We start from the raw sequence: 24,914 nt of genomic DNA on the forward strand, positions 1-24,914 counted from the left end.
GTCCACACAGTCGGTCGAAGAGAGAACCGGGCGGTCGTCGGCCGCCCTACTCCTCTATATAATGCCCGGGCGCCTCTGAAAGCTGTCCCAAGACCTTGCACCGGCAGGCGTTTTGGGAGAGTTTTCCCCTAAACCGCGCTTGAACAAGAAATCCGGGGGGCACGAGGCCCTTACCTATGATCGAGCTTGAACAAGAAGACCCCATTCCCCAGGGAGACCTGGCCTTGCAGATTACCGCGCTGCCGCGCGAAACCAACGGTTTCGGCGATATCTACGGCGGTTGGCTGGTATCCCAGATGGACCTGGCGGGAACCGCCATGGCCAGCAAGATCGCCGGCGGCCGTATCGCCACCGTCGCCATCGACCGCATGGCCTTCATGGTGCCGGTCGCGGTAGGTGCCCAGCTTTCCTTCTATACCCAGACCCTGGAAGTCGGTCGCAGCTCGATCCGCATGCTGGTCGAGGTGTGGAGCGACGACCCGTTGTCCAGCGAATGGCGCAAAGTCACCGAGGCGGTGTTCGTGTTCGTCGCCATCGATGGCAGCGGGCGCACCCGCCCGGTCCCGCCACGCCGGGGCTAGACGCAGGAACGCCGGCTATCGCCGGCGTTCTTGTTTGCGCGCTCCTCAGGCCCGCACGGGGTTGCCGCGTACCGGCGCATCCCCGGCCACGTAGTACTTCGCCGTGCTGCGCGGCAGCGGCTGGCGACCGCGGATCCTGTCGGCGATCTTCTCGGCCATCATGATGGTGGTGGCATTGAGGTTGCCGGTGATGATCAGCGGCATGATCGACGCATCCACCACTCGCAGTCCTTCCATGCCGTGGACCCGTCCCTGGCCATCGACCACCGCCATGTCGTCGCTGCCCATCTTGCACGAGCAGGATGGGTGGAAAGCGGTCTCCGCATGGTTGCGGATGAACTCGTCGAGTTCGGCGTCCGACTGCACGTTCACCCCTGGGCTCAACTCGCGGCCCCGATAGGGGTCCAGCGCCGGCTGGTTCATGATCTCGCGGGTCAGCCGGATGCCGTCGCGGAACTCCTGCCAGTCCTGCTCGTGGGACATGTAGTTGAACAGGATGCTCGGATGCTGGCGCGGGTCCCTGGACTTCAGGTGGATGCGCCCGCGGCTCGGCGAGCGCATCGAGCCCATGTGCGCCTGGAAGCCGTGCTCCTGCACGCCCTTGCTGCCGTTGTAGTTGATCGCCACCGGGAGGAAATGGAACTGGATGTTCGGCCATTCGAACGCTTCGCGGGTTCGGATGAAGCCGCCAGCCTCGAACTGGTTGCTGGCGCCGAGGCCCTTGCCGAGGAACAGCCACTGGGCACCGATGGCAGGCTGGTTCCACCATTTGGTCGCCGGGTAGATCGACACCGGCTGCTTGCAGGCGTACTGCAGGTAGAGTTCCAGGTGATCCTGCAGGTTGGCGCCGACGCCCGGCAGGTCATGCACCACCGGGATGTCCAGGTCGCGCAGCAGGGCCGCCGGGCCGACGCCGGAGCGTTGCAGCAATTGCGGCGAGGCGATCGCGCCGCTGCACACCAATACTTCGCGGCGGGCGTGGGCGGTGGCCGGGTTGTCGCCGTTGCCCACCAGGTAGGAGACGCCGATAGCGCGTTTGCCGCTGAACAGGATGCGGTCGCTCAGGGCGTGGGTGACGATGGTCAGGTTGGGCCGGCCGCGGGCCTGGTCCAGGTAGCCGCGCCCGGTGGCGGCGCGACGGCCCTCCGGGGTGACGGTCCGGTCCATGGGGCCGAAGCCTTCCTGCTGGTAGCCGTTGAGGTCATCGGTTCGCGGGTAGCCGGCCTGCACGCCGGCCTCGACCATCGCATGGAACAGTGGGTTGTTGCCGGCCTTCGGCGTGGTCACGCTGACCGGGCCGTCGCCGCCATGGTAGTCGTTGGGGCCGATGTCCCGGGTTTCCGCCTTGCGGAAGTACGGCAGGCAATCGAGGTAGCTCCAGTCCTCGAGGCCCGGCTCCTTGGCCCAGCCGTCGAAGTCCAGGGCGTTGCCGCGGATATAGCACATGCCGTTGATCAGCGAGGAGCCGCCCAGGCCCTTGCCGCGACCGCACTCCATGCGGCGGTTGTTCATGTAGGGCTCGGGGTCGGTCTCGTAGGCCCAGTTGTAGCGCCGCCCCTGCAGCGGGAAGGCAAGGGCCGCCGGCATCTGGGTGCGGAAGTCGAAGCGGTAGTCGGGACCGCCGGCTTCGAGCAGCAGGACGCTGACGTCGGCATCTTCGGTGAGGCGGGTAGCGAGTACGTTACCGGCAGAGCCGGCTCCGATGATGATGTAGTCGAATTCCTGGGACATGCAGGCCTTCCTCTTTTCTCGGCATGACACCGGCCGCGACGCTGGCGCGCCGGTGTCTGGAAGTTCGGAATGGCCGGTGTCAGGGAGCGTTGCCTGGGACCGGCCTGGTTAGGGGTTCGAGCGCTGCGTCGAGGCTCAGAACACCGAGGCGTAGTCGCCCAGCTCCACTTGCACGGACTTGATGCGAGTGTAATGAGCCAGGGTGGTGAGACCGTTCTCGCGACCGACACCGGATTGCTTGTAACCGCCGACCGGCATTTCCGCCGGCGACTCGCCCCAGGTATTGATCCAGCAGATGCCGGCTTCCAGGCGATGGATGGCGCGGTGGGCGCGGGCCAGGTCCTGGGTCACGACGCCGGCGGCGAGGCCGTACTCGGTATCGTTGGAGCGGCGGATCGCCTCGTCTTCGTCGTCATAGACCAGGATGCTCATCACCGGGCCGAAGATTTCCTCGCGGACGATGGTCATGTCGTCGCGGCAATCGGTGAACACGGTCGGCGCGACGTAGGCGCCATTGCCGAACGCTCCATCGGTCACACGCTCGCCGCCGCACAGCAGGCGAGCCTTCTGCGCCTTGCCGGACTCGATGTAGCCGAGCACGCTTTCCATGTGCGGGAAGCTGACCAGCGGGCCGAAGTTGGTGTTCTCGTCCTGCGGGTCGCCGAGACGGATGCGCTGCACGCGCTCCAGTACCTTGGCTTCGAAGCGGGCCTGCTGGGAACGGTGGATGAACACCCGGGTGCCGTTGGTGCAGACCTGGCCGGAGCTGAAGAAGTTGGCCATGACGGCGATGTCGGCGGCACGGTCGAGGTCTGCGTCGGGGAAGATGATCAGCGGGGACTTGCCGCCCAGCTCCATGGTCACTTCCTTCAGCGACGAGCTGGAAGCGCTGGCCATGACTTTCTTGCCGGTGGAGGTGCCACCGGTGAAGGAGATCTTCTCGATCAGCGGGTGCTCGGTCAGCCACTGGCCGACTTCGCGTCCGCTGCCGGTGAGCACGTTGAACACGCCGTCCGGCACGCCGGCCTCGGTGTAGATCTCGGCCAGCTTGAGGGCAGTCAGCGGGGTGACTTCGCTGGGCTTGAAGATCATCGCGTTGCCGGCAGCGAGGGCCGGGGCGGATTTCCACAGGGCGATCTGCACCGGGTAGTTCCAGGCGCCAATGCCGGCGACCACGCCCAGCGGCTCGCGGCGGGTGTAGACGAAACTGGTTTCGCGCAGGGGAATCTGCTCGCCTTCGATGGCCGGGACCAGGCCGGCGTAGTACTCGAGCACGTCGGCGCCGGTGACGATGTCCACCGAGCGGGTTTCCGCCAGCGGCTTGCCGGTATCCAGGGTTTCCAGGGCGGCCAGTTCGTCGTTGCGCTCGCGGAGGATGTCGACGGCGCGACGGAGGATGCGCGAGCGCTGCATGGCGGTCATCGCCGCCCACACCTTCTGCCCCTCGACGGCGCTCTGCACGGCCCGCTCGACGTCTTCCCTGGAAGCCCGCTGGACCTTGGCGAGCACTTCGCCGTTGGCCGGGTTGATGGTCTCGAAGGTGGCGCCACTGCTGGCCTCCACGTAGCGACCGCCAATGTAGAGCTTCTGTTCTTCGAATCGGGCCATGTTGCAGTCCTCTCTTATCGGTATCGCAGGCGCAAGGCGGCGCCGCGGGGGTTTTCGTCCCTACCCCGACTGTTTTGCCAACTGCTGGTCGAGGTAGTCGTAAGCGATGTTCAAGGCCTCGTCGGTATCGAAGGCGTCGCCGGTCAGCGCGCCACGCAACCACAGGCCGTCGATCAGGGCCGCCAGGCCGCGTGCCGCGGCGCGGGCGTCGTCCGCCGAGAGCTGCCGGCGGAACTGGTAGCACAGGTTCGAATACAGGCGATGGTCGTTGACCCGCTGCAATCGACGCAGTGCCGGCTGGTGCATGCTGGTCGCCCAGAACGCCAGCCAGGTCTTCATCGCCGGACCATTGACCTGGCTGTCGTCGAAGTTGCCTTCGACGATCGCTCGCAGGTGCGCCCTCGGACTGTCGTCGTAGAGCGCCGCGCGGCGTTCGCGTACGGCCTTGCTCAAGGCGCTGAGCAGGTGCCGCATGGTCGCTTCCAGCAAGCCGTTCTTGTCCTGGAAGTAGTGGCTGATGATGCCGTTGGAAACACCCGCCAGGCGGGCAATCAGGGCGATGCTGGCGTCTCCCATGCCGACCTGATCGACCGCCTCCAGGGTGGCGTGAATCAGTTGCGAGCGGCGGATGGGCTGCATACCGACCTTGGGCATTGCTATCTCCTCTCGTCGATAGGTGCGTGCGGGCACCGACCGACGTCATTGGTGGCCAGTCTATTTTGTTTTTATTGAACGTTCAATCAACTAAGAATAAGCTCGGCGTCCATGAGCGGCTCCCAGCCTGCGTGCAACCTGGCCCGCGCCGTTCATCACCTCGTCGCCGAAGTCCGCCAAGGATCGCAGAATCCGGGCTTCAAGTGGGGTGGCAATGCTGTGTCTGTAGTCCGCGGCCATAAGCCGCCATGCTTTCACTGCCATGGGGTCATCCTCCAATGAGTACTGCTTCGCCAATAAAAACAAACGAGCAGGTACGTCTGAATCCGATCGTGTTCTTCGGCTCGACCGCACTGATCCTGGTTCTGACCGCCGCCCTCATCCTCTATCCCGACAGCGCCGGAGCCTTGCTCGGCCGCATCCAGGCGTGGCTGTCGCACAGCTTCGGCTGGTACTACATGCTGGCCATCGGCGCCTACCTGTTCTTCGTCGCCTGGGTGGCCTTCTCGCGCTTCGGCACCCTCAAGCTCGGCGAGGAGCATGAAAAGCCGGACTTCAGCTACGGCGCCTGGGCCGGCATGCTGTTCTCCTCCGGGATCGGCATCTCGCTGCTCTACTTCGCCGCATCCGAGCCGATCGACCACCTCTACCACCCGCCCGAAGGCGTTCCCGGCAGCCCTCAGGCGGCGCGCCAGGCGCTGCAACTGACCTTCCTCCACTGGGGCCTGCACGGTTGGGCGATCTATGCCCTGGTCGGCCTCGCCGTCGGTTATTTCGCCTACCGCCATCGCCAGCCGCTGGCGTTGCGCTCGGCGCTCTATCCGATCCTCGGCGAGCGCTGGGTGAAAGGCGCCGCGGGCCACGCGGTGGATTGCTTCGGCATCTTCGTCACCCTTCTCGGGCTGGTGACCAATCTGGGCATCGGCGCCTTGCAGGTGTCGTCCGGTCTCGAGTACCTGACCGGCATGCCGCACAGCAAAGGCACCCTGCTGGCGGTGATCCTGGCGATGAGCCTGGTCGCCACCCTGGCGGCGGTCTCCGGTGTCGAGAAAGGCATCCGCCGGCTGTCCAACCTGAATATCGTGCTGTTCAGCTCGCTGCTGCTGTTCGTGCTGGTCTGCGGTTCGACCCTGGAACTGCTCAACGGCTTCGTACAGAACCTCGGCGATTATCTCGACGGCCTGGTGCTGAAGACCTTCGACCTCTACGTCTACACCGGTGCCGGCGCCGGCAAGAGCGAGGAATGGCTGGGCCTGTGGACCCTGTTCTACTGGGCCTGGTGGATTTCCTGGGCGCCCTTCGTCGGTATGTTCATCGCCCGCATCTCCCGCGGTCGCAGCGTGCGCGAACTGGTCTGCGGGGTGCTGCTGATCCCGCTGGGCTTCACCCTGGCCTGGCTGTCGGTATTCGGCAACAGCGCCCTGGACCTGGTGATGAACCACGGCGCGACCGACCTGGGCAAGGCCGCGCTGGAACAGCCGTCGATGTCGATCTACCTGCTGCTGGAACACTATCCGCTGTCGAAGATCGTCATCGGCCTGTCGATCTTCGTCGGCTTCGTGCTGTTCCTCACCCCGGCGGATTCCGGCTCGGTGATGCTGGCCAATCTCTCGCGCAGCGGCGGCGAGCTGGACGAGGACGCGCCGAACTGGCTGCGCATCCTCTGGTCGGCCGTCGTCACGCTAGTCACCATCGGCCTGCTGTTCGCCGGCAACTTCACGGCGATGCAAACCGTCGTGGTGCTCGCCGGGCTACCGTTCTCGGCGGTGCTGATCCTGTTCATGTTCGGCCTGCACAAGGCCATGCGCGCCGACTACGAGGCCCAGGTCGGCGACCGCCGCACCTACCAGCCAGTGCCGGCGCCAACCCAGCACCAGACCTGAATCCGGCGCCGCTAGGGCGCCCTCGCCAATCAGGTGCGTACTTGGCCCGGCGTTTCGCCGGGCCTTTCTTTTCTGCCGCCCAGCGCCCGTCGCATGCCGCAGGAACCGGCGCGCGGGAGCGTGCGAAAGGAAGAACAGACGGAAAAAGCGCGGAGGATAAACGCGAATGCCCGGCAGCGCCGGGCATTCGCAGCAGCCCCGAGCGGGGCCGTGGGGGATCAGCCGAGGTTCTTGCCCAGCAGCGCGTGGTACAGCTCGCTGTCGCCGAGCACCCCGACCACCCTGTCCTGCTCCTGCAGGACCAGCTTGTGGCCGGTCTGGTAGCGAATCTGCAGGGCATCGCGCATCCGGATGCTGACATCCACCAGGGTCGGTTCGCGGCGCAGCTTCTCCACCGGGTCGCCCTGGCGCCAGCGTTGCAGGTCGATGACGTTGCTGCCCTGGCGCGCGCCCTTGAGCACGTCTCCTTCGCTGAGACCGATCCAGCAGTCGCGACCCTGGTCGAAGCAGATCTCGTCGTTCTGCCGGATGCACTGGTCGAGGCCACGCATCAGACTCTGGCCGCACAGCACGTTGAGCGGGTTGGTATGGGCGACGAAGGTACGCACGTAGTCGTCCGCCGGGCTCAGCACGATCTCTTCCGGTTTGCCGTGCTGGATGATCCGGCCGTCCTTCATGATCGCGATGCGGGTGCCGATCTTCAGCGCCTCGTCGAGGTCGTGGCTGACGAACACGATGGTCTTGTGCAGTTGCCGTTGCAGCACCAGCAGTTCGTCCTGCAATTGCTGGCGGATCAGCGGGTCGAGGGCGGAGAACGGTTCGTCCATCAGCAGGATGTCGCCATCCATCGCCAGCGCGCGAGCCAGGCCGACGCGCTGCTGCATGCCGCCGGAGAGCGAGTCGGGACGCTTGTCGCGCCACTGCGAGAGACCGACCAGCTCGAGCTTCTCGTCGATCAGCTTCTTCCGCTCGGCGGCCGGACGGCCCTGCATCTCCAGGCCGAAGCCGACGTTCTCGGCCACCGTCAGCCAGGGCATCAGGGCGAACTTCTGGAACACCATGGCGATGCGCTTGGTGCGCATGGCCTTGAGGGTCGCCGGCGAGCAGTTGGCGATGTCCACCTGCGAACCTTCGTGCTCGATCAGCAGCTTGCCGCGGCTGACCTTGTTCAGGCCGTTGATGCAGCGCAGCAGGCTCGACTTGCCGGAGCCGGAAAGTCCCATCAGCACGCAGATCTCGCCGCGGTTGACGTCCAGGCAGGCGTCCTCGACGCCGAGCACCTGGCCGGTGCGCTTGAGGATCTCGGCGCGGCCGAGGCCCTGGTCGAGGAGCTTCAGGGCTTCCTTGGTGTGGGTGCCGAAGATGACGTCCACATGGTCGAATCGGATCGCAGTCATGGCTTATTTCCCCTTCACGGCGCGCTGCTTGCACACCCGGTCGAGCAGGATGGCGAGCAGGACGATGGCCAGGCCGGCTTCGAAGCCGAGGGAGATGTCGGCGGTGTTCAGCGCGTTCACCACCGGCTTGCCGAGGCCATCGGCGCCGACCAGCGCGGCGATCACCACCATCGACAGGGAGAGCATGATGCATTGGGTGATGCCGGCGGCGATGCTCGGCATCGCGTGCGGCAGCTCGATGCGCGTCAGCAGTTGCCAGCGCGAGCAGCCGAAGGCCTTGCCGGCGTCGAGCAGCTCCGCCGGCACGTCCTGGATACCCAGGCAGGTCAGGCGGATCGGCGCGGCGACGGCGAAGATCACCGTGGAGATCAGGCCCGGCACCACGCCGAGACCGAACAGGGTCAGGGTCGGGATCAGGTAGACGAAGGTCGGTACCGTCTGCATCAGGTCCAGCAACGGCCGCAGCGCGGTGTAGAACCACGGCTTGTGCGCGGCGACGATGCCCAGCGGCACGCCCACGGCGATGCACACCAGGGTGGCGAATATCACCTGGGCGAGGGTTTCCATGGTCTCCTGCCAGTAGCCCAGGTTGAGGATCAGCAGCAACGAGGCCAGGGCGAACACGGTCAGCCCCCAGCTGCGCTGGATGAAATGCACCAGCCCTACCAGCAAGGCGATCAGCACCAGCGGGTTGAACCAGAGCAAGCCGTTGGTGACGCCATGGATGAGGAACTCCAGGGTGTCGGAGATCTTGTCGAAGAACGATGCGCCATGCAGGGTCAGCCAGTCGACGAAACCGGCGATCTGCTCTCCCAGCGGGAGCTTGTGATCAGTCAGGAACATAATCAGGGTCCATCAAGAGCGGGAAATGAACGACCGGTCGCCTACTTGGCGAACGCCAGCTTGGCCGCGGCTGCGGCAGGCTGCCCGTCGCGGGTGGTGACACCGGCCAGCCAGGCATCCAGCTGTTCCGGGTGATCCTTCAACCAGGCCTTAGCGGCTTCCTCGGGTTTCTTGTTTTCGTTGAGTACCGCGTCCATCAGCTTGTTCTCCATCTCGAGGGTGAAGCTGAGGTTCTTCAGCAGTTGGCCGACGTTGGCGCACTCCTGGGTGTAGCCCTTGCGCACGTTGGTGTAGATGGTCGCGCCGCCATAGTTGGGGCCGAAGAAGTCGTCGCCGCCTTCCAGGTACTTCATCTGGAAGCGGGTATTCATGGGGTGCGGCTCCCAGCCGAGGAACACCACCCACTGGTTGCGCCGGATGGCCCGCTGCACCTGCGAGAGCATGCCCGCCTCGCTGGATTCCACCAACTTGAACTTGCCCAGTTCGAAGGCGTTCTTGTCGATCATGCTCTGGGCGACGCGGTTGCCGTCGTTGCCCGGCTCGATGCCATAGATCTTGTTGCCCAGCTTGTCGGAGAACTTCGCGATATCGGCGAAGCTGCGCAGGCCGCCGTCGTAGACGTACTGGGGAACCGCCAGGGTGTACTTGGCGCCCTCCAGGTTGGCGCGCAGCGTCTCGACCGTGCCTTTCTCGGCGTACTGCTTGATGTCGTTGGTCATGGTGGGCATCCAGTTGCCCAGGAATACGTCGAGGTCGTTGTTGGCCAGGGAGCGGTAGGTCACCGGCACCGAGAGCAGATTGACCTTGGTCTTGTAGCCGAGGGACTCGAGGACCTGGCGGGTGACCGCGGTGGTCACTGTGATGTCGGTCCAGCCGACGTCGGCGAAACGCACCGACGCACAGGATTCGGGCTCCGCGGCCTGGGCTGCCAGCGGTGCGCACAGAGACACGGCCAGCAGCCAAGACTTGCAACCTTTCATAGCGAACTCCTCTGCAGGGTAAGGCGCCGGCGCTACCCCGAAGGGCGCGGCGGTCTGTCTGTATCGGGCCGACCGGTAGCGGCCCTCAGCGGGCAATTCGTGAACGATCATGAAACAGGACGCATCCGTCGCCTACAGGGTGAGTCGCAACCAGTGCAGGCGGGGTCGCATTCAGTACCCGCTGTGTCGCATTCAATCATAGTGGTCTTTGCCGGCGACCAGCGGATGCCGTTTTCGGAGCGGCGCGAGCCCGTTCTCATTCCGACGCCGTGCAGGTGCAGACGCCCCCCGGCCGCAGAGGTTCCCCGATCCGGGCGCGGACGCGGCGCTTTTGGACATGGCCGGGTCGGTGGCGGATGCGGCCCGCCTCGGGGAAAGCCCGATGATGCGCAGGAATCGCGGGCGGAGGAGCCGCCACCCCCACTACGCAGGCACGGATGCCGCGGCAATCCCGGAGGCCGGCATGGCTATCAGTGTGTTCGACCTTTTCAAGATCGGTATCGGCCCGTCCAGTTCGCATACCGTTGGCCCCATGCGCGCCGCCGCGCTGTTCACCGCTGCCCTGCGCCAACGCCAGGCGCTGTCGGCGGTGCGGCGTCTCGAAGTGCGCCTGTACGGCTCGCTGTCCGCCACCGGCGTCGGCCACGGCACCGATCGCGCGGTGATCATGGGCCTGATGGGCGAATGGCCGGATCGTATCGACCCGACCCAGATCGCCCCGCGCATGGCCGCGCTGCTCGATAGCGGCCTGCTGCAACTGGACGGCCGCGTGGCGGTACCGTTCGACTGGGTGCGCGACATGCGCCTGCTCGACGAGAACCTGCCCTACCACCCCAACGCCATGACCCTGGTCGCCTACGGCGAGCAAGGCGAACTGCACCAGGAGACCTACTACTCGGTGGGCGGGGGCTTCGTGGTCGATGCGGCACAGGCCGCCTCGGGACAGCTCGACCAGGACCACACGGTGCTGCCCTACGGCTTCTCCAGCGCCGAGGAACTGTTGCTGCTGTGCAAGCGCCACAACCTGCGGGTATCCGAGCTGATGCTGGCCAACGAACGCATCTGGCGCAGCGAGACCGATATCCGCGAAGGCCTGCGGCGCATCTGGCAGGCGATGCGCGATTGCGTCGACAACGGGTTGCGCAACGAAGGCATCCTTCCCGGCGGGCTCAACGTGCAACGCCGCGCCGCGCGCCTGCACCGCAACCTGCAGGAGATCGGCAAGCCCAACGTGATCGGCTCGACCCTCAGCGCCATGGAATGGGTCAACCTGTTCGCCCTGGCGGTGAACGAGGAGAACGCCGCCGGCGGACGCATGGTCACCGCGCCCACCAACGGCGCGGCGGGGATCATCCCGGCGGTGCTGCACTACTATATGAAGTTCAATCCCGACGCCCAGGACCGCGACGTCGTCGACTACCTGCTGGCCGCCGCCGCGGTGGGCATCCTGTGCAAGAAGAACGCCTCGATTTCCGGCGCCGAGGTCGGCTGCCAGGGCGAGGTCGGCTCGGCCTGCGCGATGGCCGCCGCCGGCCTGGCGGAAGTCCTCGGCGCCACCCCGGCGCAGGTCGAGAACGCTGCCGAGATCGGTCTGGAACACAACCTCGGGCTGACCTGCGACCCGGTTGGCGGGCTGGTCCAGGTACCCTGTATCGAGCGCAACGCGATCGCCGCGGTGAAGGCCATCAACGCGGCGCAAATGGCCTTGCGCGGCGACGGCCAGCATTTCATCTCGCTGGACAAGGTGATCCGCACCATGCGCGACACCGGTGCCGACATGCACGACAAGTACAAGGAAACCTCGCGCGGGGGCCTGGCGGTGAACGCCATCGAGTGCTGAACCGGAATTGCTCACGAAACGATCGAGACGCCACTTTTTGGCGCATATGACGCGTGACCGGGCGGTCGTCATCCGTCACACTGCGGAGTAACGGCTCGCCGCCCATCGTTACCTTTGTCGCCACGGCCGCTGCCCCGCCTTCTCGCCGGGGGCCGCCCTGGTGCTACCGAAATGCTCAAGCGCGCGGCGCGCCGCCAGTCGTCGCCCATGCTGTCGTTGTGCCAGGCCCGAGTGGAAATGCCGGGCTAAAGCCTTCCGGCTTTTTTGATTGAACGACCAATCAATATAGGCATGGCATTTGCCTTGCTCTGGTTACAAGCAACGCCGACGGCGTGGCCCAAGCAGCCACCCGGAAATTCCAACAATCATAAAAAAAGCCTCGTGAGAGGCCTGCTTGCTCAGCGTGAGGAGATACACCCATGACCACGTACGCGCCCGGAGTTCCGCCACAGAACCGAAATCCGCAGTCCATCGGCTTCCTGCTGCTGGATAACTTCACCCTGATCTCCCTGGCCTCGGCGGTGGAACCGTTGCGCATGGCCAACCAGCTCTCGGGACGCGAACTCTACCGCTGGCATACGCTGAGCCTGGACGGCCGCCAGGTCTGGGCCAGCGACGGCCTGCAGATCACCCCCGACGCCGGTACCGACAACGCCCCGGCGGTGGATTGCGTGATCGTCTGCGGCGGCGTCGGCATCCAGCGCAGCGTCACCCGCGAGCACGTCACGTTCCTCCAGGCCCAGGCCCGCCAGGGTCGGCGCCTCGGCGCGGTGTGCACCGGCAGTTGGGCGCTGGCCCGCGCCGGCCTGCTCGACGGCTACGATTGCAGCGTGCACTGGGAATGCCTGGCGGCGATGCAGGAAGCCTTCCCCCGGGTGGCCATGAGCACCCGCCTGTTCTCCATCGACCGCAACCGCTTCACCTCTTCCGGCGGCACCGCGCCGATGGACATGATGCTGCACCTGATCGGCCGCGAGCATGGCCGCGAGCTGTCGGCGGCGATCTCCGAGATGTTCATCTACGAGCGCATCCGCAACGAGCAGGACCACCAGCGCGTGCCGCTCAAGCACATGCTCGGCACCAACCAGCCGAAGTTGCAGGAGATCGTCGCGCTGATGGAGGCCAACCTGGAGGAACCGATCGACCTCGACGAACTGGCGGTCTACGTCAACGTCTCGCGTCGCCAGCTCGAGCGGCTGTTCCAGAAGTACCTGCACTGCTCGCCGTCGCGCTACTACCTGAAGCTGCGCCTGATCCGCGCCCGCCAGTTGCTCAAGCAGACGTCCATGTCGATCATCGAGGTGGCCTCGGTCTGCGGCTTCGTCTCCACCCCGCACTTCTCCAAGTGCTACCGCGAGTACTTCGGCATCCCGCCGCGCGACGAGCGCCAGGGTCAGCCGCTGGGCCAGCCGGTGGTGCTGATGCCGATCCCGCAGGACCTGGCGCTGATGCCCAACTCCTCGGCGCTGTCGGCCCTGAGCCAGGCGCAGGGCGAGTCTACCTTCGCCAGCGTGCGGATCTGACCGCGCGTCCCTGCCCGCCCCGTCCACGGGGCGGGCAGGGCCTTGTCAGCCCCGCGGCACCAGCGCCGGCAGCAGTTGCCGGGAAATCGCCTCGCGCACCGCCGGCAGCAGCGTGGCGTGCCCGCCGAGCATGTCCTCCACCAGCCGCCGCAGCGCCTGGGCGCGCTCCGGGCTGAGGCCGCGCACGGCGTATTCGCAGGCCTGCTCCGGAGTCGAGTCCGGCGGCACGCTGAAGCCCAGCGCCTGCAGGCGTTCGCGGAAATCGTCCTGGTCGATCAGATCGGCGTGCATCATCGCGGCAGCTCCTTCGATGGGGATTGCCATCGATTCTGCTGAGCCCACGTCGCTCCCGGCAAGGGGGCTGTCCCGCCTGGACATGGGCAGGTCGTTTTCGGCTAATTCGACCATCAGCGACACCGCCACAATCACCTCCAGCGGCTTGCGGAATGCAGCGGACGGCTTCCGGAAAACGCCAGACTCACACTGAGGGCCGTTCCTGGCTCCTTTTTCATCCCCCTCCGCGCGTCGGGCGCGGCAGGGGGATCTTTTTGCCGGGAGCCGGCTAACCGGCGTCGAGTCCCGCCCGACAGTGTTCCCAGAAGCGCTCGAAGCCCGGCGAGAGGAACTTGTCGCGCTGGCGCAGCATGTAGAAGCGCCGGCGCAACGGCGGCAGGCTGCTGCGCAGTTCGACCAGCGCGCCGGAGGCCAACTGTTCCTCGACCACCCAGCGCGACAGGCAACTGATGCCCAGCCCGGCGGCGACGCTGTGCTTGATCGCCTCGGAGCTGCCCAGGTCCAGGCTGTCTTCCAGGTAATGCAGGTGGCCCAGCAGGGCGTGGCTGACCTCTTCGCGCGTGCCCGAGCCGGGCTCGCGCAGCAGCCAGCGCGCACGGCGCAGGGCCTCGCGGGAGACCTGGGTGCGCAAGGCCAGCGGGTGGCCGGGCGCCGCCACCACGATCAGGCTGTCCTCGAGCCAGGGCTCCACCCGCAGGCCCGGCTCGTGGCAGGGGCCTTCGATGAGGCCGATGTCCGCCGCGAAGGTCACCACGTCCTGCACCGCCGAACCGGTGTTGCCGATGCTGGCGTTGACCCTCACGCCCGGCTGCTCCCGCTCGAAGGAGGCCAGCAGGCGCGGCAGCACGTAGTTGCCGATGGTGCTGCTGGCCGCCACCGTCAGGCTCGCCTGGGGCGCGGCGGAAACCGCGAACTGCTGCTCCAGTTGCGCCACCCCGTCGAGCAGGCGCAATGCCTGGGGCAGGAAGCGGCGGCCGACCTCGTTCAGTTGCAGGCGCTTGCCGACCCGGTCGAACAGGCGCGTGGAAAGCTGCGATTCCAGCTCGTTGAGCGCGGCGCTGGTGGCCGACTGCGACAGCGAGATGGATTCCGCCGCCGCCGTGGTACTGCCGCAGCGAGCCACCGCACAGAAGATCTGGAGCTGACGGAAACTGAGGGCCATGGACTCACCTACCTGTTTTTCAGGTATTTAATACAGAAACTATTTGTTTCACAAATTCATGCCCGCTACCTAACCTGCGTCCCGTGACCTCACCTGAGGAGCGAAGGATGCACACCCTCCCCGTCAAGACCGGTACCAGACCCCTGGCCCAGGTCCAGAAACTCATCCCCGGCCTGCTGCTCAGCGCCGCCCTGGCCGGCGTGGCGATCCTCCTGGGTCGTTCGCAATGGTTGCAGCACAACGGCATCAGCGCGCTGACCCTGGCCATCGTGCTCGGCATCGTCGTCGGCAACACCCTGTACCCTCGGATCGCCGCCGGCAGCGCCGCCGGCGTCGGCTTCTCCAAGCAGATCCTGCTGCGCGCCGGGATCATCCTCTACGGCCTGCGCCTGACCTTCCAGGACATCGCCGGCGTCGGATTGCACGGCGTGCTGCTGGACGCCCTGATGCTCGCCAGCACCTTCGGCCTGGCGTGCCTGCTCGGCACCCGGCTGTTCGGCCTGGACCGCACCACCACCCTGCTGATCGGCGCCGGCAGTTCGATCTGCGGCGCCGCCGCGGTGATGGCCACCGAGCCGGTGGTGCGTGGCCGCGCCGAACAGGTCGCGGTGGCGGTTTCCACCGTGGTGGTGTTCGGCACCCTGGGCATCTTCCTCTATCCGGCGCTGTTCCAGCTCGACCAGGACTGGGGGCTGCTACCGCGCGACCCTGGCACCTGGGGCGTGTACATCGGTGCCACGGTGCATGAGGTGGCCCAGGTGGTCGCCGCGGGTCGTTCGATCGGCATCGAGGCAGCGGATACCGCGGTGATCGCCAAGATGGTCCGGGTAATGATGTTGGCGCCCTTCCTGATCCTGCTCTCGGCCTGGCTGGCACGCGACAAGGCGCACCGCCGGCAGCACAGCGGCGCGACCAAGATCACCATTCCCTGGTTCGCCGTCGGCTTCGCACTGGTCGCCGGGCTCAACTCGCTGGTCAGCCTGCCGCCGGCGCTGGTCAGCCACGTCAACGACCTCGACACCTTCCTCCTGGCCATGGCGATGGCCGGCCTCGGCCTTGGCACGCACATCTCGGCGATCCGCCGCGCCGGCCTCAAACCGCTGCTGCTGGCCGCCCTGCTATTCGCCTGGCTGGTGCTCGGCGGTGGATTACTCACCCGCCTGGCGCTCGCCTGAGTCCTCCGCCAGGAAGCCCTGCACGGCCCGCCGCAAGGCCTCGTGCAGGGCTTCCACCTCGTCGATGCCGTGGCCGCGCAGGCAGCCATGGACCAGCCCGCTTCCCGGATAGAACCCTGCCTCGCCACCCGCCGCGCGTAGCGCTGCGCCATAGCGCTCGCCGTCGTCGCGCAGCGGATCGAATTCGGCGACCGCCACGAAGGCCGGCGGCAGGCCAGTGAAATCAGCGGCCTCCAGAGGTAGCGCCAGCGGCTGTCGTTGCAGCGCCGCCAGCGGCAGGTAGGCGTCCAGGCACGCCTGCACATCGCCGAGGCCGAGCAACGGCGCGTCGGCGCAGTCGATCCGCGAGGGCGATGGCGCAGCGGACAGCAAGGGATAGAGCAATATCTGCGCGGCCGGCGACGGCGCGCCGCCATCGCGCAGGGCCAGGCACAGCGCCGCCGCCAGGTTGCCGCCGGCGCTGTCGCCGGCCACCAGCAGGCGTCGCCCATCCAGCGCTTCGTCCAGCTCGCCCAGGCTCAGCGCCTGCCAGGCACGCAGGCAATCCTGCAATGCCGCCGGGAACGGATGCTCCGGCGCCAGTCGGTAATCCACCGCCAGCACCAGCAGGCCCAGGCGCGCCGCCAGGTCGGCGCAGATGAAATCGTGTGAATCGAGGCCGCCGAGCATCCAGCCACCACCGTGCAGGTAGAGCAGCGCCGGCCAACCGCCGGGCGGTGCCGGGCGGTCGGGGCGATAGCGGCGCACGCGCACCGGCGGCGCGGCCGGCAAGCAGGAGTCGAGCACCCGCAAACCGGCCGGGCGCGGCGGCGCGAACGCCTGGCACATCCGCGCGTAGGCCGCACGTTGCGCATCCAGGCGCGGACTGTCGCTGGCGAACGCCCGGCTGTGCTCGACGAAGCGCCACATCGCCGGAGACAGCGGATACTTCGCAGCCATCGCGCTCAGCGCAGCGGCGGCAGGCCGATCACCCGACCGACACCTTCCGGCACGGGGAGCGCGCGATGTGCCTCGGCGAGCGCCTCGACCCGCGCCAGCACCTCGCCTGCGAACGGCACCGAGCGCGGGCCGTCGAGGCTGACGTGGAGCAGCATCTGCTCGCTCAGCGCCAGCGCCTGCCCGCTGCCAGGCAGGTACAGGGCATGGTGGATATGCAGGCGCTTGCGATCGTGACCGAGCAGTTGCGTGCGCACCTCGACCCTGGCGCCCTCCTTCACCTCGTGGAGGAAGTTCAGGTGGCATTCCAGGGTGAACAGCGAGTGTCCGCTGGCGTCGCGGTTCTGGCTGTCCAGGCCGATATGCGCCATCAGCGCATCGGTGGCGTAGCTGAACACCAGTAGGTAGAAGGCATCGCGCAAGTGGCCGTTGTAGTCCACCCACTCGGGCAGGACCGGCGTCTCGTAGGTCGTCAGGGCTTGGCTCATGGCAGGCTCCGTGGTTGCGCTACGCCCGGCGGGGCGGAAGGCGCGTCATGTCACTCGGCGAAGGCGAAGCCGTGCCGGGCCTTGGTTTCCCTGATCGCCCCGAGCACCGCCAGCAGGCAGTCGTCGCGGTAGCGCTCGAGCTCGGCGATGCTGCGCGCGCCCTGCTGCTCGGCGGTGCCCTCCACCACCCGGTCGATCAGGGCCTCGGTGAGTTCCGGCGCCGGCAGGTAGGTCCAGGGCAATTGCAGCGCCGGGCCGAACTGCGCCATGAAGTGGCGCATGCCGGCGTTGCCACCGGCCAGGGTGTAGGTCAGGAAGGTGCCCATGAACGACCAGCGCAGGCCGGCGCCGAAGCGGATCGCATCGTCGATCTCGCCGGTCGTGGCCACGCCGTCGTTGACCAGGTGCAGCGCCTCGCGCCAGAGCGCCTCGAGCAAGCGGTCGGCGATGAAGCCGGGCACTTCCTTGCGTACGTGCAGCGGACGCATGCCCAGCGACTCGTAGACCCGCATCGCCGCCCGCACGGCCTCGGCAGCGGTGCGTTCGCCGCCGACCACCTCCACCAGCGGCAGCAGGTAGACCGGGTTGAACGGGTGGCCGACCAGGCAGCGCTCGGGGTGGCTCGCCTCGGCGTAGAACTCGCTGGGCAGCAGGCCCGAGGTGGACGAACCGATCAGCACGTCGGGCCGCGCCGCGGCGCTGATCCTGGCGTGCAGGTCGAGCTTCAGGTCGAGCCGCTCGGGGGCGCTCTCCTGGATGAAATCGGCGTCGCCCACGCATTCCTCGATGCTCGCGACGAAGCGCAGGCGCTCCTGCGCCGCGCCGGGCGCTAGGCCCTGTTTCCGCAAGGCCGGCCAGGCATTGGCGACGCGCGCGCGCAACGCCGCTTCGGCGCCCGGCGCCGGATCCCAGGCGACGACGTCGAGGCCGTGGGCCAGGGCGCGGGCGATCCAGCCGCTGCCGATGACGCCGCTACCGAGGGCGGCGAAGGTCTTGATCTCGGTGACGAAGGACATGGACATCTCCAGAGGTTGTTCCCGCCCCCGACGGGGCGGGGAGGAAGAAATCAGCGCGGCTTCAGGTTCATCCTGCGGCGCCCTTCCGCCGGGCTCAGGGCGCGCCCGCCGAGGCGCTCGATGATCTCGATGGCGCGCTCCACCAGGCTGCCGTTGCTCGCCGGCACGCCCTTGTCCAGCCAGATGTTGTCCTCCAGGCCGACCCGCACGTTGCCGCCCAGCAACATGGCCTGAGCGACCATCGGCATCTGCGTGCGGCCGATGCCGAAGCCGGCCCAGGTCGCCCCCGGCGGCAGGTTGTCGGCCATCGCCTTCATGGTCGTGGTATCGGCCGGCGCACCCCAGGGAATGCCCAGGCAGATCTGGAACAGCGGGTCCTCCAGCAGCCCTTCCTTGAGCATCTGCTTGGCGAACCAGAGGTGGCCGGTATCGAAGATTTCCAGCTCGGCCTTGACCCCCAGCTCGGTGATGCGCCGGGCGCCGGCGCGCAGCTGCGCAGGGGTGGAGACGTAGATGTAGTCGCCGTCGCCGAAATTGAGGGTGCCGCAGTCCAGGGTGCAGATTTCCGGCAGCAGCTCCTCGACATGCCTGAGCCGCTCCAGCGGACCGACCAGGTCGGTGCCGGCACCGAACTCCAGAGGCTGCTCGCCCTTGCCGATCTCCAGGTCGCCGCCCATGCCGGCGGTGAGGTTGATGATCACGTCGGTGTCGCTTTCGCGGATACGCTCGACCACTTCGCGGTACAGCGCCACGTCGCGACTGGGCTTGCCGGTGGCGGGGTCGCGGACGTGGCAGTGGGCGACGGTGGCGCCGGCCCTGGCCGCCTCGATGGCGGCCTCGGCAATCTGTTTCGGAGTGACCGGGATCGCCGGATGCCGGCCGACGGTATCGCCGGCGCCGGTCACCGCGCAGGTGACGATGACTTCATGGTTCACGGTGGTAGCTTCCTGTATTCGGGGTGTACGAAGCCCCGCCCGGCCGCGCCGGGCGGAACGGATAGGTGCGGGTTACTTCAGCGAGGCCTGGAGCGCGGCCAGGCCGTCCTTGCCGTCGAAGGTGCTCACGCCATCCAGCCAGGCCTTCAGCGGCTCGGGGTTGGCCTTCAGCCACTGGCGCGCGGCGTCGAGGGGCTGGGTGCGATCGAGGATCGGCGCCATCACCTGGCTGACCTGGGCGCTGCTGAAGCGCAGGTTGTGCAGCAGCCGGGCGACGTTGCCGCACTGCGCCTGGTAGCCGGCGGCGGTCATGGTGGAGACGGTGGCCGCGCCTTCGTCGGGACCGAACACATCCTCGCTGCCGGTGAGGTAGGTCATGTCGATCTGCAGGTTCATCGGATGCGGCTTCCAGCCGAAGAACACCACCCACTGCTTGCGCTTGATCGCCCGCTTCACCGCCGTGAGCATCCCGGCCTCGCTGGACTCCACCAGCTGGAAGCCCTTCAGGCCGAAACGGTTGTCGTCGATCATCTTCCGGGTGATGCGGTTCGAGCCGCTGCCCGGCTCGATGGCGTAGATGCGGCCGCCAAGCTTGTCCTTGAAGCGGGCGATGTCGGCGAAGGTCTTCAGCCCGCCCTCGGCGACGTAGCTCGGCACCGCATAGGTGGACTGCGCGTCGGCCAGGGTCGGCGGCTCGATCACTTCGATCCGGCCTTTGTCCAGGTAAGGCCTGGCGACCGGCTGCATGGTCGGTTGCCAGTAGCCGAGGAACAGGTCCAGCTGCTTGTCTGCCAGGCCGGCCAGGACGATCTGTTGCGAGGCGCTGGTCTGCTTCACCTGGTAGCCCAGGCCGTCGAGCAAGGCTTCGGCCACGGCGCTGCTGGCGACCACGTCGGTCCAGTTCACCGTGCCCAGGCGCACCGTGCGGCACTGCTCGGGTTCGGCGGCCAGGGCGGCGCCACTGGCCAGGATCAGCAGGGCGCAGCCCAGCTGGCGAATCGTCGTCTTCATCGGTCTCCCCTCGTGCGGCTATTGATTGTTTTTCTGCGAGGTGGGCGCCGGCCCCTTGCGAGACCGACCCTGGCGACCAAGGTACGCAGCCGGGACGGCGGCGAAGCGCACTGCGGCGACCAGCTCTTGCACTGCAGCGACCTGGCCATTGCCAAGCGCGGCGGGCCTGCGCTACACACAGGCTGCGCAACCTCAACCCCGGAGCGCCCCATGTCCCAGGACTTCTGGTTTCTCCTGCTGCCCGGCTTCTCGGTAATGGGCTTCGTTTCCGCCGTGGAGCCACTGCGCGTGGCCAACCGCTTCCACGCCGACCTCTATCGCTGGCACGTGCTCAGCGCCGACGGCGGTCCGGTGCTGGCCAGCAATGGCATGTCGGTGAACAGCGACGGCGCGCTGGAGCCGCTGAAGAAAGGCGACCTGCTGTTCGTGGTGGCCGGTTTCGAGCCGCTGCGGGCGGTCACCCCGGCACTGGTGCAGTGGCTGCGCAAGCTCGATCGCAACGGCGTGACCCTCGGTGGCATCGATACCGGCAGCGTGGTGCTGGCCGAGGCCGGTCTGCTCGACGGGCGCCGCGCGACCCTGCACTGGGAAGCCATCGACGCCTTCCAGGAGTCCTACCCGCAACTGAGCGTGACCCAGGAGCTGTTCGAGATCGACGGTCCGCGCATCACCTCGGCCGGCGGCACCGCCTCCATCGACCTGATGCTCGACCTGATCGCCCAGGCCCACGGTCCGCAACTGGCGGTGCAGGTTTCCGAGCAGTTCGTGCTCGGCCGCATCCGCCCGCGCCAGGACCACCAGCGCCTGCAGGTGGCGACCCGCTATGGCGTGAGCAACCGCAAGCTGGTGCAGGTGATCGGCGAGATGGAGCGGCATACCGAGCCGCCACTGACCACCCTGGAGCTGGCCGAGCGCATCCAGGTCACCCGCCGCCAGCTGGAACGGCTGTTCCGCGTGCACCTGGACGACACGCCCTCGAACTTCTACCTCGGCCTGCGCCTGGACAAGGCCCGCCAGTTGCTGCGCCAGACCGACCTCAGCGTGCTACAGGTGAGCCTGGCCTGCGGCTTCGAGTCGCCGTCGTACTTCTCCCGCAGCTACCGCGCGCGCTTCGCCGCCAGTCCCAGCCAGGACCGCGCGGTGCTGCCGCTCAAGGCTCCCGCAGCCACGCCGCCAGGCGCGCCAGCAGGGCGTCGCACGCCTCGAGCTGAGCGAGGCTGACGAACTCGTCCGGCTTGTGGCCCTGGTCCATGCTGCCGGGACCGCAGATCACCGCCGGGATACCGGCCTGGTGGAACAGCCCGCCCTCGGTGCCGAAGGCCACGGTGGAGAAATCCGTCGAACCGCTGAGCAGGCCGATCAGCTCCGCCGCCTGGCTGTCGTCTGCGGTGAGCAGGCCGGGATAGGCCGATAGCGGCGTGAAGCGGATATCGGTACTTCGCTCTACCGCATGCATCCGCGGCAGCAGTTCGCTTTCGGCATAGTCACGGAGTTCCTCGGCGACCTGCCGCGGGTCGTCCGCCGGCAGCGCGCGGACCTCGAAGTCGAAGCGGCACTCGGCGGGCACGATGTTCAGCGCCCGGCCGCCCTGGATCAGTCCGGTCTGCACCGTCGAGTAGGGCGGGTCGAAACGCCGGTCGTGGCGCTCCGGCGCCGCCAGGCGCGCGCCGATCTCGCCGAGGCGGCCGATCAGCCGCGCGGCGTATTCGATGGCATTCACCCCCTGCGGCGCGTAGGCCGAATGGCAGGCCGCGCCGTGCACCTCGCAGCGCATGGCCAGCTTGCCCTTGTGGCCGAGCACCGGCTTCAGCTCGGTGGGCTCGCCGATGATGCACAGCAACGGCTTGTGCGGACGCCGCTCCAGCGCCGCGAGCAGCGAACGGACGCCCAGGCAGCCGACTTCCTCGTCGTAGGAGAACGCCAGGTGCACCGGCAGGCGCAACGGCGCGGCGAGGAACGCCGGGACGGCCGCCAGCACGCAGGCCAGGTAGCCCTTCATGTCCGCCGTGCCACGCCCGTAGAGGCGACCATCGCGCTCGCTGAGCCGGAACGGCGGCACGCTCCAGGCCTGGCCGTCCGCCGGCACCACGTCGGTATGCCCGGAAAGGCAGACGCCGCCACGGTCGCTGGGGCCGATGGTGGCATAGAGATTGGCCTTGCGGCCGTCGGCGTCGAAGAACAGTTCGCTGTCGACGCCGAAACCCGCCAGGTAGTCGCGGACGTAGTCGATCAGCGCCAGGTTGGACTCGCGGCTGACGGTGTCGAAGGCCACCAGGTCGACGAGGATGTCGCGGCTGCCGGGCATGTCGGGCTCCAGGGCGCAGGTCTCGCGCTGCGCCGTCGAGGAAGGGAACGACCCGCTCACTCGTCGCCGGGCACGCCGTAGCTCGGCGCACGGGTCGGGTCGAGGGCGCGGGTCACATAGTCCTGCATCTGCGGCTTGTAGGCGAGCCACAGTCGCTCGAGCTGGCCGATGGGGTCGTGCTCGGCCCAGTCGACGCGCAGGTCGACCACCGGCCAGAGCAGGTCGCCGACCACCGACAGCGCCGCCGAATGCACCGGCCCGGCTTCGCCACCAGCGGCCAGCGCGGCACCCATCGCCGCCAGCAGGCGCTCGGCGAGCAGGCCTTCGGCGTTCTCGAAGGCATCCACCATCGCCTCGATCACTTCCGGCGCGGCCAGCAGGTTGCCGGCCGCCACGCATTGTTCGCCGGCCCGCGCATGGTGGACGCCGAGCGCCTCGCGGCCGGTGAACAACGCGGTGCGGCCGTGCTGGTCGATCACCGTGACCTGGCGATACTGGCCATAGCCGTTGCTGCTCAGCGCCTGGTCCAGCGCTTCGCCAGGGGCCAGGCCCTGGTCGAGGCGGTCGAGGATCTGCGGGCCGAGCGCCGGCAGGGTGATGTTCTGCGTAGCCACCGCGCCGGTGCCGGCGCGCAGCCAGGGACAACGGGCGCCGACGGCGATGCTCGACGAGCTGATGGCGATGCCCAACTGGCCGGTTTCGGCGCAGCGGCCGACGATGGAAAAGGTCATGGCGCGCGCCTCCTCATTGCTGCCAGTCGTCGGGAATCACCGCGATCACGTCGATCTCCATCAGCCACTGCGGCTGGCCGAGGGCCGAGACCACCAGTCCGGTGGAGATCGGGAACACCCCTTTGAGCCACTTGCCGACTTCGCGATAGACCGGCTCGCGGTAGCGCGGATCGATCAGGTAGGTGGTGGTCTTGACGATGTGCGAGAGGTCGCTGCCGGCTTCCTCAAGCAGTTGCTTGACGTTCTTCATCGCCTGCTCGGCCTGGGCGCGCGGATCGCCGAGGCCGACCAGGTTGCCGTCGAAGTCGGTGCCGACCTGGCCGCGCACGTACACCGTGTTGCCGGCGCGCACGGCCTGGCAGAGATCGTTGTCCAGGGACTGGTTGGGGTAGGTGTCCTTGGTGTTGAACATGCGAATGCGGGTATGGGTAGGCATCAGCTGACTTCCTGGAGGCTGGTTTGCGGAGCTTGCGAGGCGCGGTCCTGTTCCTGGCGCTGGGCGGCGTCGCGGTATGCGAGGTACTTGCGCTGGATGGCGATGTGGTCGGCGACATGGCGCGCGTCGTGCCAGACGCCCCAGATGAACGAGGAGCCGCGCCGCGACAGCCAGGGCAGGCCGATGAAATACACGCCGGGTTCGCTGGACACACCACGCTGGTGGCGCGGCTTGCCGTCGCGGTCGAAGGCATCGACCTGCAGCCAGCCGAAGTCGACGGCATAGCCGGTGGCCCAGATGATGCTGCCCACCCCGGCCTCGGCCAGGTCCAGTTCGAGGATCGGATCGGTCACGCACTGCGGGTCCGGCAGCCGGCGGCGCGCCTCGGGCTCTTCCGGCAGGTCAAGGCCGTTGCGGGCGATATAGGCGTCGGCGGCGTCGAGCAACGCCAGGTAGTTCTCGTCGCCGCGCGCCAGGTTCTCCGCCAGGTCCGGCCGGAAGGTCGCGACGCCGTCGACGAAGGATTCGGTCAGTCCGACCAGGGTCACGCCCTGATGCGCCAGGGCGCGGAAGTCCACGGTATGTCCGCCGCGGGCACCGCTCACGGCGATGGTCACATGCTCGCGCCCGGGCTTGGCGACTTCCGCATCCCATTCGCCGAGCACGCCCAGCCACCAGCAGAAGTCGCGGTTGCGGTAGGAACGCGGCGGACGGTCATGAGCGCCCACCGAGAGGTAGACCTGGCGCCCGGCACGTTGCAGCTCGTCGGCGATCTGTACCCCCGACGAACCGGCGCCGACCACCAGTACCGCACCTTCGGGCAGCTGCTGCGGGTTGTAGTAGTGGGCCGAGTGGATCTGCCGGATACGCTCGTCGCGCGGCGCGATCGGCGGGATCACCGGACGCTGGAACGGGCCAGTGGCGGCGACCACGCGGTTGGCCTCGATGGTCCCGGCGGAGGTTTCCACGGTGAAGCCGGGGCGGCCGACATTGCGCACCACCTTCCTCACCTCGACGCCGGTACGGATCGGCGCGTCGAATTTCTTCGCGTAGGCCTCGAAATAGGCCGCCACCTGGTCCTTGCCGGGGAAACCGTCGGGATCGATGTCGAATTCCATTCCCGGGAAGCGGTCGTGCCAGGCCGGGCCGTTGGCCACCAGCGAGTCCCAGCGTCCGCTGCGCCAGGCCTCGGCGATGCGGTTGCGCTCCAGGACCAGGTGCGGCACGCCGAGCCGGCTCAGGTGCTCGCTCATCGCCACGCCGGCCTGGCCGGCGCCGACGACGAGGGTGTCGGTCTTTTCCACGGTCCCGTCCGTGCGCGAGGGCAAGGCGGTGCGATTCAGGTCGGTCATGGCTCGGTTCCTCGGACTCTGGTCGTTCTTGTT

General features: G+C 67.6%; 23 protein-coding genes. 6 read left to right on the plus strand and 17 right to left on the minus strand.

Translation table 11 applies throughout. The features are described 5' to 3' along the window. Positions 1-176: 176 nt before the first annotated feature. Positions 177-581 carry an acyl-CoA thioesterase gene (locus tag VQ065_RS30765; protein WP_003096677.1) on the plus strand — a complete coding sequence of 135 codons (405 nt, stop codon included), beginning with the start codon at positions 177-179 and terminating at the stop codon, positions 579-581. Positions 582-626: 45 nt separating this feature from the next. On the opposite strand, the gene betA is transcribed toward VQ065_RS30765, so the two are convergent. From betA to betI, 3 genes are all read right to left on the minus strand, one after another. After that, on the minus strand, positions 627-2,312 hold the full coding sequence (gene betA / locus VQ065_RS30770) for a choline dehydrogenase (protein WP_003096679.1): 1,686 nt from the start codon (positions 2,310-2,312) through the stop codon (positions 627-629). Between the two features lie 135 nt (positions 2,313-2,447). After that, on the minus strand, positions 2,448-3,920 hold the full coding sequence (gene betB, locus VQ065_RS30775; protein WP_003096681.1) for a betaine-aldehyde dehydrogenase: 1,473 nt from the start codon (positions 3,918-3,920) through the stop codon (positions 2,448-2,450). A gap of 60 nt (positions 3,921-3,980) precedes the next feature. Next, the gene (gene betI, locus VQ065_RS30780) at positions 3,981-4,574 is read right to left on the minus strand and encodes a transcriptional regulator BetI (RefSeq protein WP_003096684.1); all 594 of its coding nucleotides are present in this window, start codon (positions 4,572-4,574) and stop codon (positions 3,981-3,983) included. Between the two features lie 332 nt (positions 4,575-4,906). Between betI and VQ065_RS30785 the strand changes: the two genes are divergently transcribed. Then, the gene (locus tag VQ065_RS30785; protein WP_025271450.1) at positions 4,907-6,457 is read left to right on the plus strand and encodes a BCCT family transporter; all 1,551 of its coding nucleotides are present in this window, start codon (positions 4,907-4,909) and stop codon (positions 6,455-6,457) included. A 218-nt stretch (positions 6,458-6,675) separates the two neighbouring features. Here VQ065_RS30785 and choV read toward each other — a convergent pair whose 3' ends face one another. The 3 genes from choV to VQ065_RS30800 are packed head-to-tail and all read right to left on the minus strand — an operon-like array spanning position 6,676 to position 9,677. After that, positions 6,676-7,854 carry a choline ABC transporter ATP-binding protein gene (choV, locus tag VQ065_RS30790; protein WP_003096690.1) on the minus strand — a complete coding sequence of 393 codons (1,179 nt, stop codon included), beginning with the start codon at positions 7,852-7,854 and terminating at the stop codon, positions 6,676-6,678. A 3-nt stretch (positions 7,855-7,857) separates the two neighbouring features. Further along, a complete protein-coding gene (gene choW / locus VQ065_RS30795) occupies positions 7,858-8,697 on the minus strand; it encodes a choline ABC transporter permease subunit (protein WP_003096692.1) in 840 nt (279 codons plus the stop codon). 41 nt (positions 8,698-8,738) lie between these two features. After that, positions 8,739-9,677 (minus strand): choline ABC transporter substrate-binding protein, encoded by a 939-nt coding sequence (locus tag VQ065_RS30800; protein ID WP_003096694.1) that lies wholly within the window; start codon positions 9,675-9,677, stop codon positions 8,739-8,741. 463 nt (positions 9,678-10,140) lie between these two features. Between VQ065_RS30800 and VQ065_RS30805 the strand changes: the two genes are divergently transcribed. After that, positions 10,141-11,517: an L-serine ammonia-lyase gene (locus VQ065_RS30805; RefSeq protein ID WP_003096698.1), complete on the plus strand. Its 1,377-nt coding sequence runs from the start codon at positions 10,141-10,143 to the stop codon at positions 11,515-11,517. A gap of 419 nt (positions 11,518-11,936) precedes the next feature. Further along, on the plus strand, positions 11,937-13,040 hold the full coding sequence (locus VQ065_RS30810; protein ID WP_003096699.1) for a GlxA family transcriptional regulator: 1,104 nt from the start codon (positions 11,937-11,939) through the stop codon (positions 13,038-13,040). Between the two features lie 45 nt (positions 13,041-13,085). On the opposite strand, the gene VQ065_RS30815 is transcribed toward VQ065_RS30810, so the two are convergent. Together VQ065_RS30815 and VQ065_RS30820 are read right to left on the minus strand one after the other, a co-directional pair. Beyond that, positions 13,086-13,334, minus strand: a complete 249-nt coding sequence (locus tag VQ065_RS30815) for a hypothetical protein (RefSeq protein ID WP_003096701.1) — start codon at positions 13,332-13,334, stop codon at positions 13,086-13,088. Positions 13,335-13,602: 268 nt separating this feature from the next. Beyond that, positions 13,603-14,496: a LysR family transcriptional regulator gene (locus VQ065_RS30820; RefSeq protein WP_003096704.1), complete on the minus strand. Its 894-nt coding sequence runs from the start codon at positions 14,494-14,496 to the stop codon at positions 13,603-13,605. Positions 14,497-14,603: 107 nt separating this feature from the next. Between VQ065_RS30820 and VQ065_RS30825 the strand changes: the two genes are divergently transcribed. Continuing rightward, the gene (locus VQ065_RS30825) at positions 14,604-15,671 is read left to right on the plus strand and encodes a YeiH family protein (RefSeq protein WP_003096705.1); all 1,068 of its coding nucleotides are present in this window, start codon (positions 14,604-14,606) and stop codon (positions 15,669-15,671) included. Here VQ065_RS30825 and VQ065_RS30830 read toward each other — a convergent pair. The 5 genes from VQ065_RS30830 to VQ065_RS30850 form a co-directional block, all read right to left on the minus strand. Then, complete coding sequence (locus tag VQ065_RS30830) at positions 15,645-16,610, minus strand: acylcarnitine hydrolase (protein WP_003096707.1); 966 nt, start codon at positions 16,608-16,610, stop codon at positions 15,645-15,647. The two genes, VQ065_RS30825 and VQ065_RS30830, sit on opposite strands and share 27 nt — an antisense overlap. Positions 16,611-16,615: 5 nt before the next feature. Beyond that, positions 16,616-17,095 carry a thioesterase family protein gene (locus VQ065_RS30835; protein ID WP_003096710.1) on the minus strand — a complete coding sequence of 160 codons (480 nt, stop codon included), beginning with the start codon at positions 17,093-17,095 and terminating at the stop codon, positions 16,616-16,618. A 50-nt stretch (positions 17,096-17,145) separates the two neighbouring features. Then, positions 17,146-18,111 carry an L-carnitine dehydrogenase gene (locus VQ065_RS30840; RefSeq protein ID WP_003096713.1) on the minus strand — a complete coding sequence of 322 codons (966 nt, stop codon included), beginning with the start codon at positions 18,109-18,111 and terminating at the stop codon, positions 17,146-17,148. 50 nt (positions 18,112-18,161) lie between these two features. Next, complete coding sequence (locus VQ065_RS30845; RefSeq protein WP_003096716.1) at positions 18,162-19,046, minus strand: 3-keto-5-aminohexanoate cleavage protein; 885 nt, start codon at positions 19,044-19,046, stop codon at positions 18,162-18,164. A gap of 72 nt (positions 19,047-19,118) precedes the next feature. Then, positions 19,119-20,057 (minus strand): choline ABC transporter substrate-binding protein, encoded by a 939-nt coding sequence (locus tag VQ065_RS30850; protein ID WP_003096718.1) that lies wholly within the window; start codon positions 20,055-20,057, stop codon positions 19,119-19,121. 210 nt (positions 20,058-20,267) lie between these two features. Here VQ065_RS30850 and cdhR point away from each other — a divergent pair, with 210 nt between their 5' ends. Further along, a complete protein-coding gene (cdhR, locus tag VQ065_RS30855) occupies positions 20,268-21,278 on the plus strand; it encodes an HTH-type transcriptional regulator CdhR (protein ID WP_003096721.1) in 1,011 nt (336 codons plus the stop codon). On the opposite strand, the gene argE is transcribed toward cdhR, so the two are convergent. Genes argE through VQ065_RS30875 form a run of 4 tightly spaced genes read right to left on the minus strand, consistent with a single transcriptional unit; the run spans position 21,208 to position 24,881 of the window. After that, entirely contained in the window at positions 21,208-22,362 is a 1,155-nt protein-coding gene (argE, locus tag VQ065_RS30860; protein WP_003096724.1) for an acetylornithine deacetylase, read from the minus strand. The genes cdhR and argE overlap by 71 nt on opposite strands. A 56-nt stretch (positions 22,363-22,418) precedes the next feature. Then, positions 22,419-23,093 carry a DUF1028 domain-containing protein gene (locus VQ065_RS30865; protein ID WP_003096726.1) on the minus strand — a complete coding sequence of 225 codons (675 nt, stop codon included), beginning with the start codon at positions 23,091-23,093 and terminating at the stop codon, positions 22,419-22,421. Positions 23,094-23,106: 13 nt separating this feature from the next. Further along, positions 23,107-23,529, minus strand: a complete 423-nt coding sequence (locus VQ065_RS30870) for a RidA family protein (RefSeq protein ID WP_003096732.1) — start codon at positions 23,527-23,529, stop codon at positions 23,107-23,109. Beyond that, entirely contained in the window at positions 23,529-24,881 is a 1,353-nt protein-coding gene (locus VQ065_RS30875; protein WP_003096737.1) for a flavin-containing monooxygenase, read from the minus strand. Before VQ065_RS30875 ends, VQ065_RS30870 begins: the two co-directional genes overlap by 1 nt. Positions 24,882-24,914: the final 33 nt, after the last annotated feature.

This window comes from Pseudomonas sp. KBN10P06128, assembly GCF_037574945.1.
Classification (GTDB): domain Bacteria; phylum Pseudomonadota; class Gammaproteobacteria; order Pseudomonadales; family Pseudomonadaceae; genus Pseudomonas; species Pseudomonas aeruginosa.

What these genes read in the sequence shown, in the direction of transcription:
- VQ065_RS30765 (WP_003096677.1), top strand. Translation starts at nt 177, where the DNA reads ATGATCGAGCTTGAACAAGAAGACCCCATTCCCCAGGGAGACCTGGCC.
- betA (WP_003096679.1), bottom strand. Translation starts at nt 2,312, where the DNA reads ATGTCCCAGGAATTCGACTACATCATCATCGGAGCCGGCTCTGCCGGT.
- betB (WP_003096681.1), bottom strand. Translation starts at nt 3,920, where the DNA reads ATGGCCCGATTCGAAGAACAGAAGCTCTACATTGGCGGTCGCTACGTG.
- betI (WP_003096684.1), bottom strand. Translation starts at nt 4,574, where the DNA reads ATGCCCAAGGTCGGTATGCAGCCCATCCGCCGCTCGCAACTGATTCAC.
- choV (WP_003096690.1), bottom strand. Translation starts at nt 7,854, where the DNA reads ATGACTGCGATCCGATTCGACCATGTGGACGTCATCTTCGGCACCCAC.
- choW (WP_003096692.1), bottom strand. Translation starts at nt 8,697, where the DNA reads ATGTTCCTGACTGATCACAAGCTCCCGCTGGGAGAGCAGATCGCCGGT.
- VQ065_RS30800 (WP_003096694.1), bottom strand. Translation starts at nt 9,677, where the DNA reads ATGAAAGGTTGCAAGTCTTGGCTGCTGGCCGTGTCTCTGTGCGCACCG.
- VQ065_RS30805 (WP_003096698.1), top strand. Translation starts at nt 10,141, where the DNA reads ATGGCTATCAGTGTGTTCGACCTTTTCAAGATCGGTATCGGCCCGTCC.
- VQ065_RS30810 (WP_003096699.1), top strand. Translation starts at nt 11,937, where the DNA reads ATGACCACGTACGCGCCCGGAGTTCCGCCACAGAACCGAAATCCGCAG.
- VQ065_RS30815 (WP_003096701.1), bottom strand. Translation starts at nt 13,334, where the DNA reads ATGATGCACGCCGATCTGATCGACCAGGACGATTTCCGCGAACGCCTG.
- VQ065_RS30820 (WP_003096704.1), bottom strand. Translation starts at nt 14,496, where the DNA reads ATGGCCCTCAGTTTCCGTCAGCTCCAGATCTTCTGTGCGGTGGCTCGC.
- VQ065_RS30825 (WP_003096705.1), top strand. Translation starts at nt 14,604, where the DNA reads ATGCACACCCTCCCCGTCAAGACCGGTACCAGACCCCTGGCCCAGGTC.
- VQ065_RS30830 (WP_003096707.1), bottom strand. Translation starts at nt 16,610, where the DNA reads ATGGCTGCGAAGTATCCGCTGTCTCCGGCGATGTGGCGCTTCGTCGAG.
- VQ065_RS30835 (WP_003096710.1), bottom strand. Translation starts at nt 17,095, where the DNA reads ATGAGCCAAGCCCTGACGACCTACGAGACGCCGGTCCTGCCCGAGTGG.
- VQ065_RS30840 (WP_003096713.1), bottom strand. Translation starts at nt 18,111, where the DNA reads ATGTCCTTCGTCACCGAGATCAAGACCTTCGCCGCCCTCGGTAGCGGC.
- VQ065_RS30850 (WP_003096718.1), bottom strand. Translation starts at nt 20,057, where the DNA reads ATGAAGACGACGATTCGCCAGCTGGGCTGCGCCCTGCTGATCCTGGCC.
- cdhR (WP_003096721.1), top strand. Translation starts at nt 20,268, where the DNA reads ATGTCCCAGGACTTCTGGTTTCTCCTGCTGCCCGGCTTCTCGGTAATG.
- argE (WP_003096724.1), bottom strand. Translation starts at nt 22,362, where the DNA reads ATGCCCGGCAGCCGCGACATCCTCGTCGACCTGGTGGCCTTCGACACC.
- VQ065_RS30865 (WP_003096726.1), bottom strand. Translation starts at nt 23,093, where the DNA reads ATGACCTTTTCCATCGTCGGCCGCTGCGCCGAAACCGGCCAGTTGGGC.
- VQ065_RS30870 (WP_003096732.1), bottom strand. Translation starts at nt 23,529, where the DNA reads ATGCCTACCCATACCCGCATTCGCATGTTCAACACCAAGGACACCTAC.
- VQ065_RS30875 (WP_003096737.1), bottom strand. Translation starts at nt 24,881, where the DNA reads ATGACCGACCTGAATCGCACCGCCTTGCCCTCGCGCACGGACGGGACC.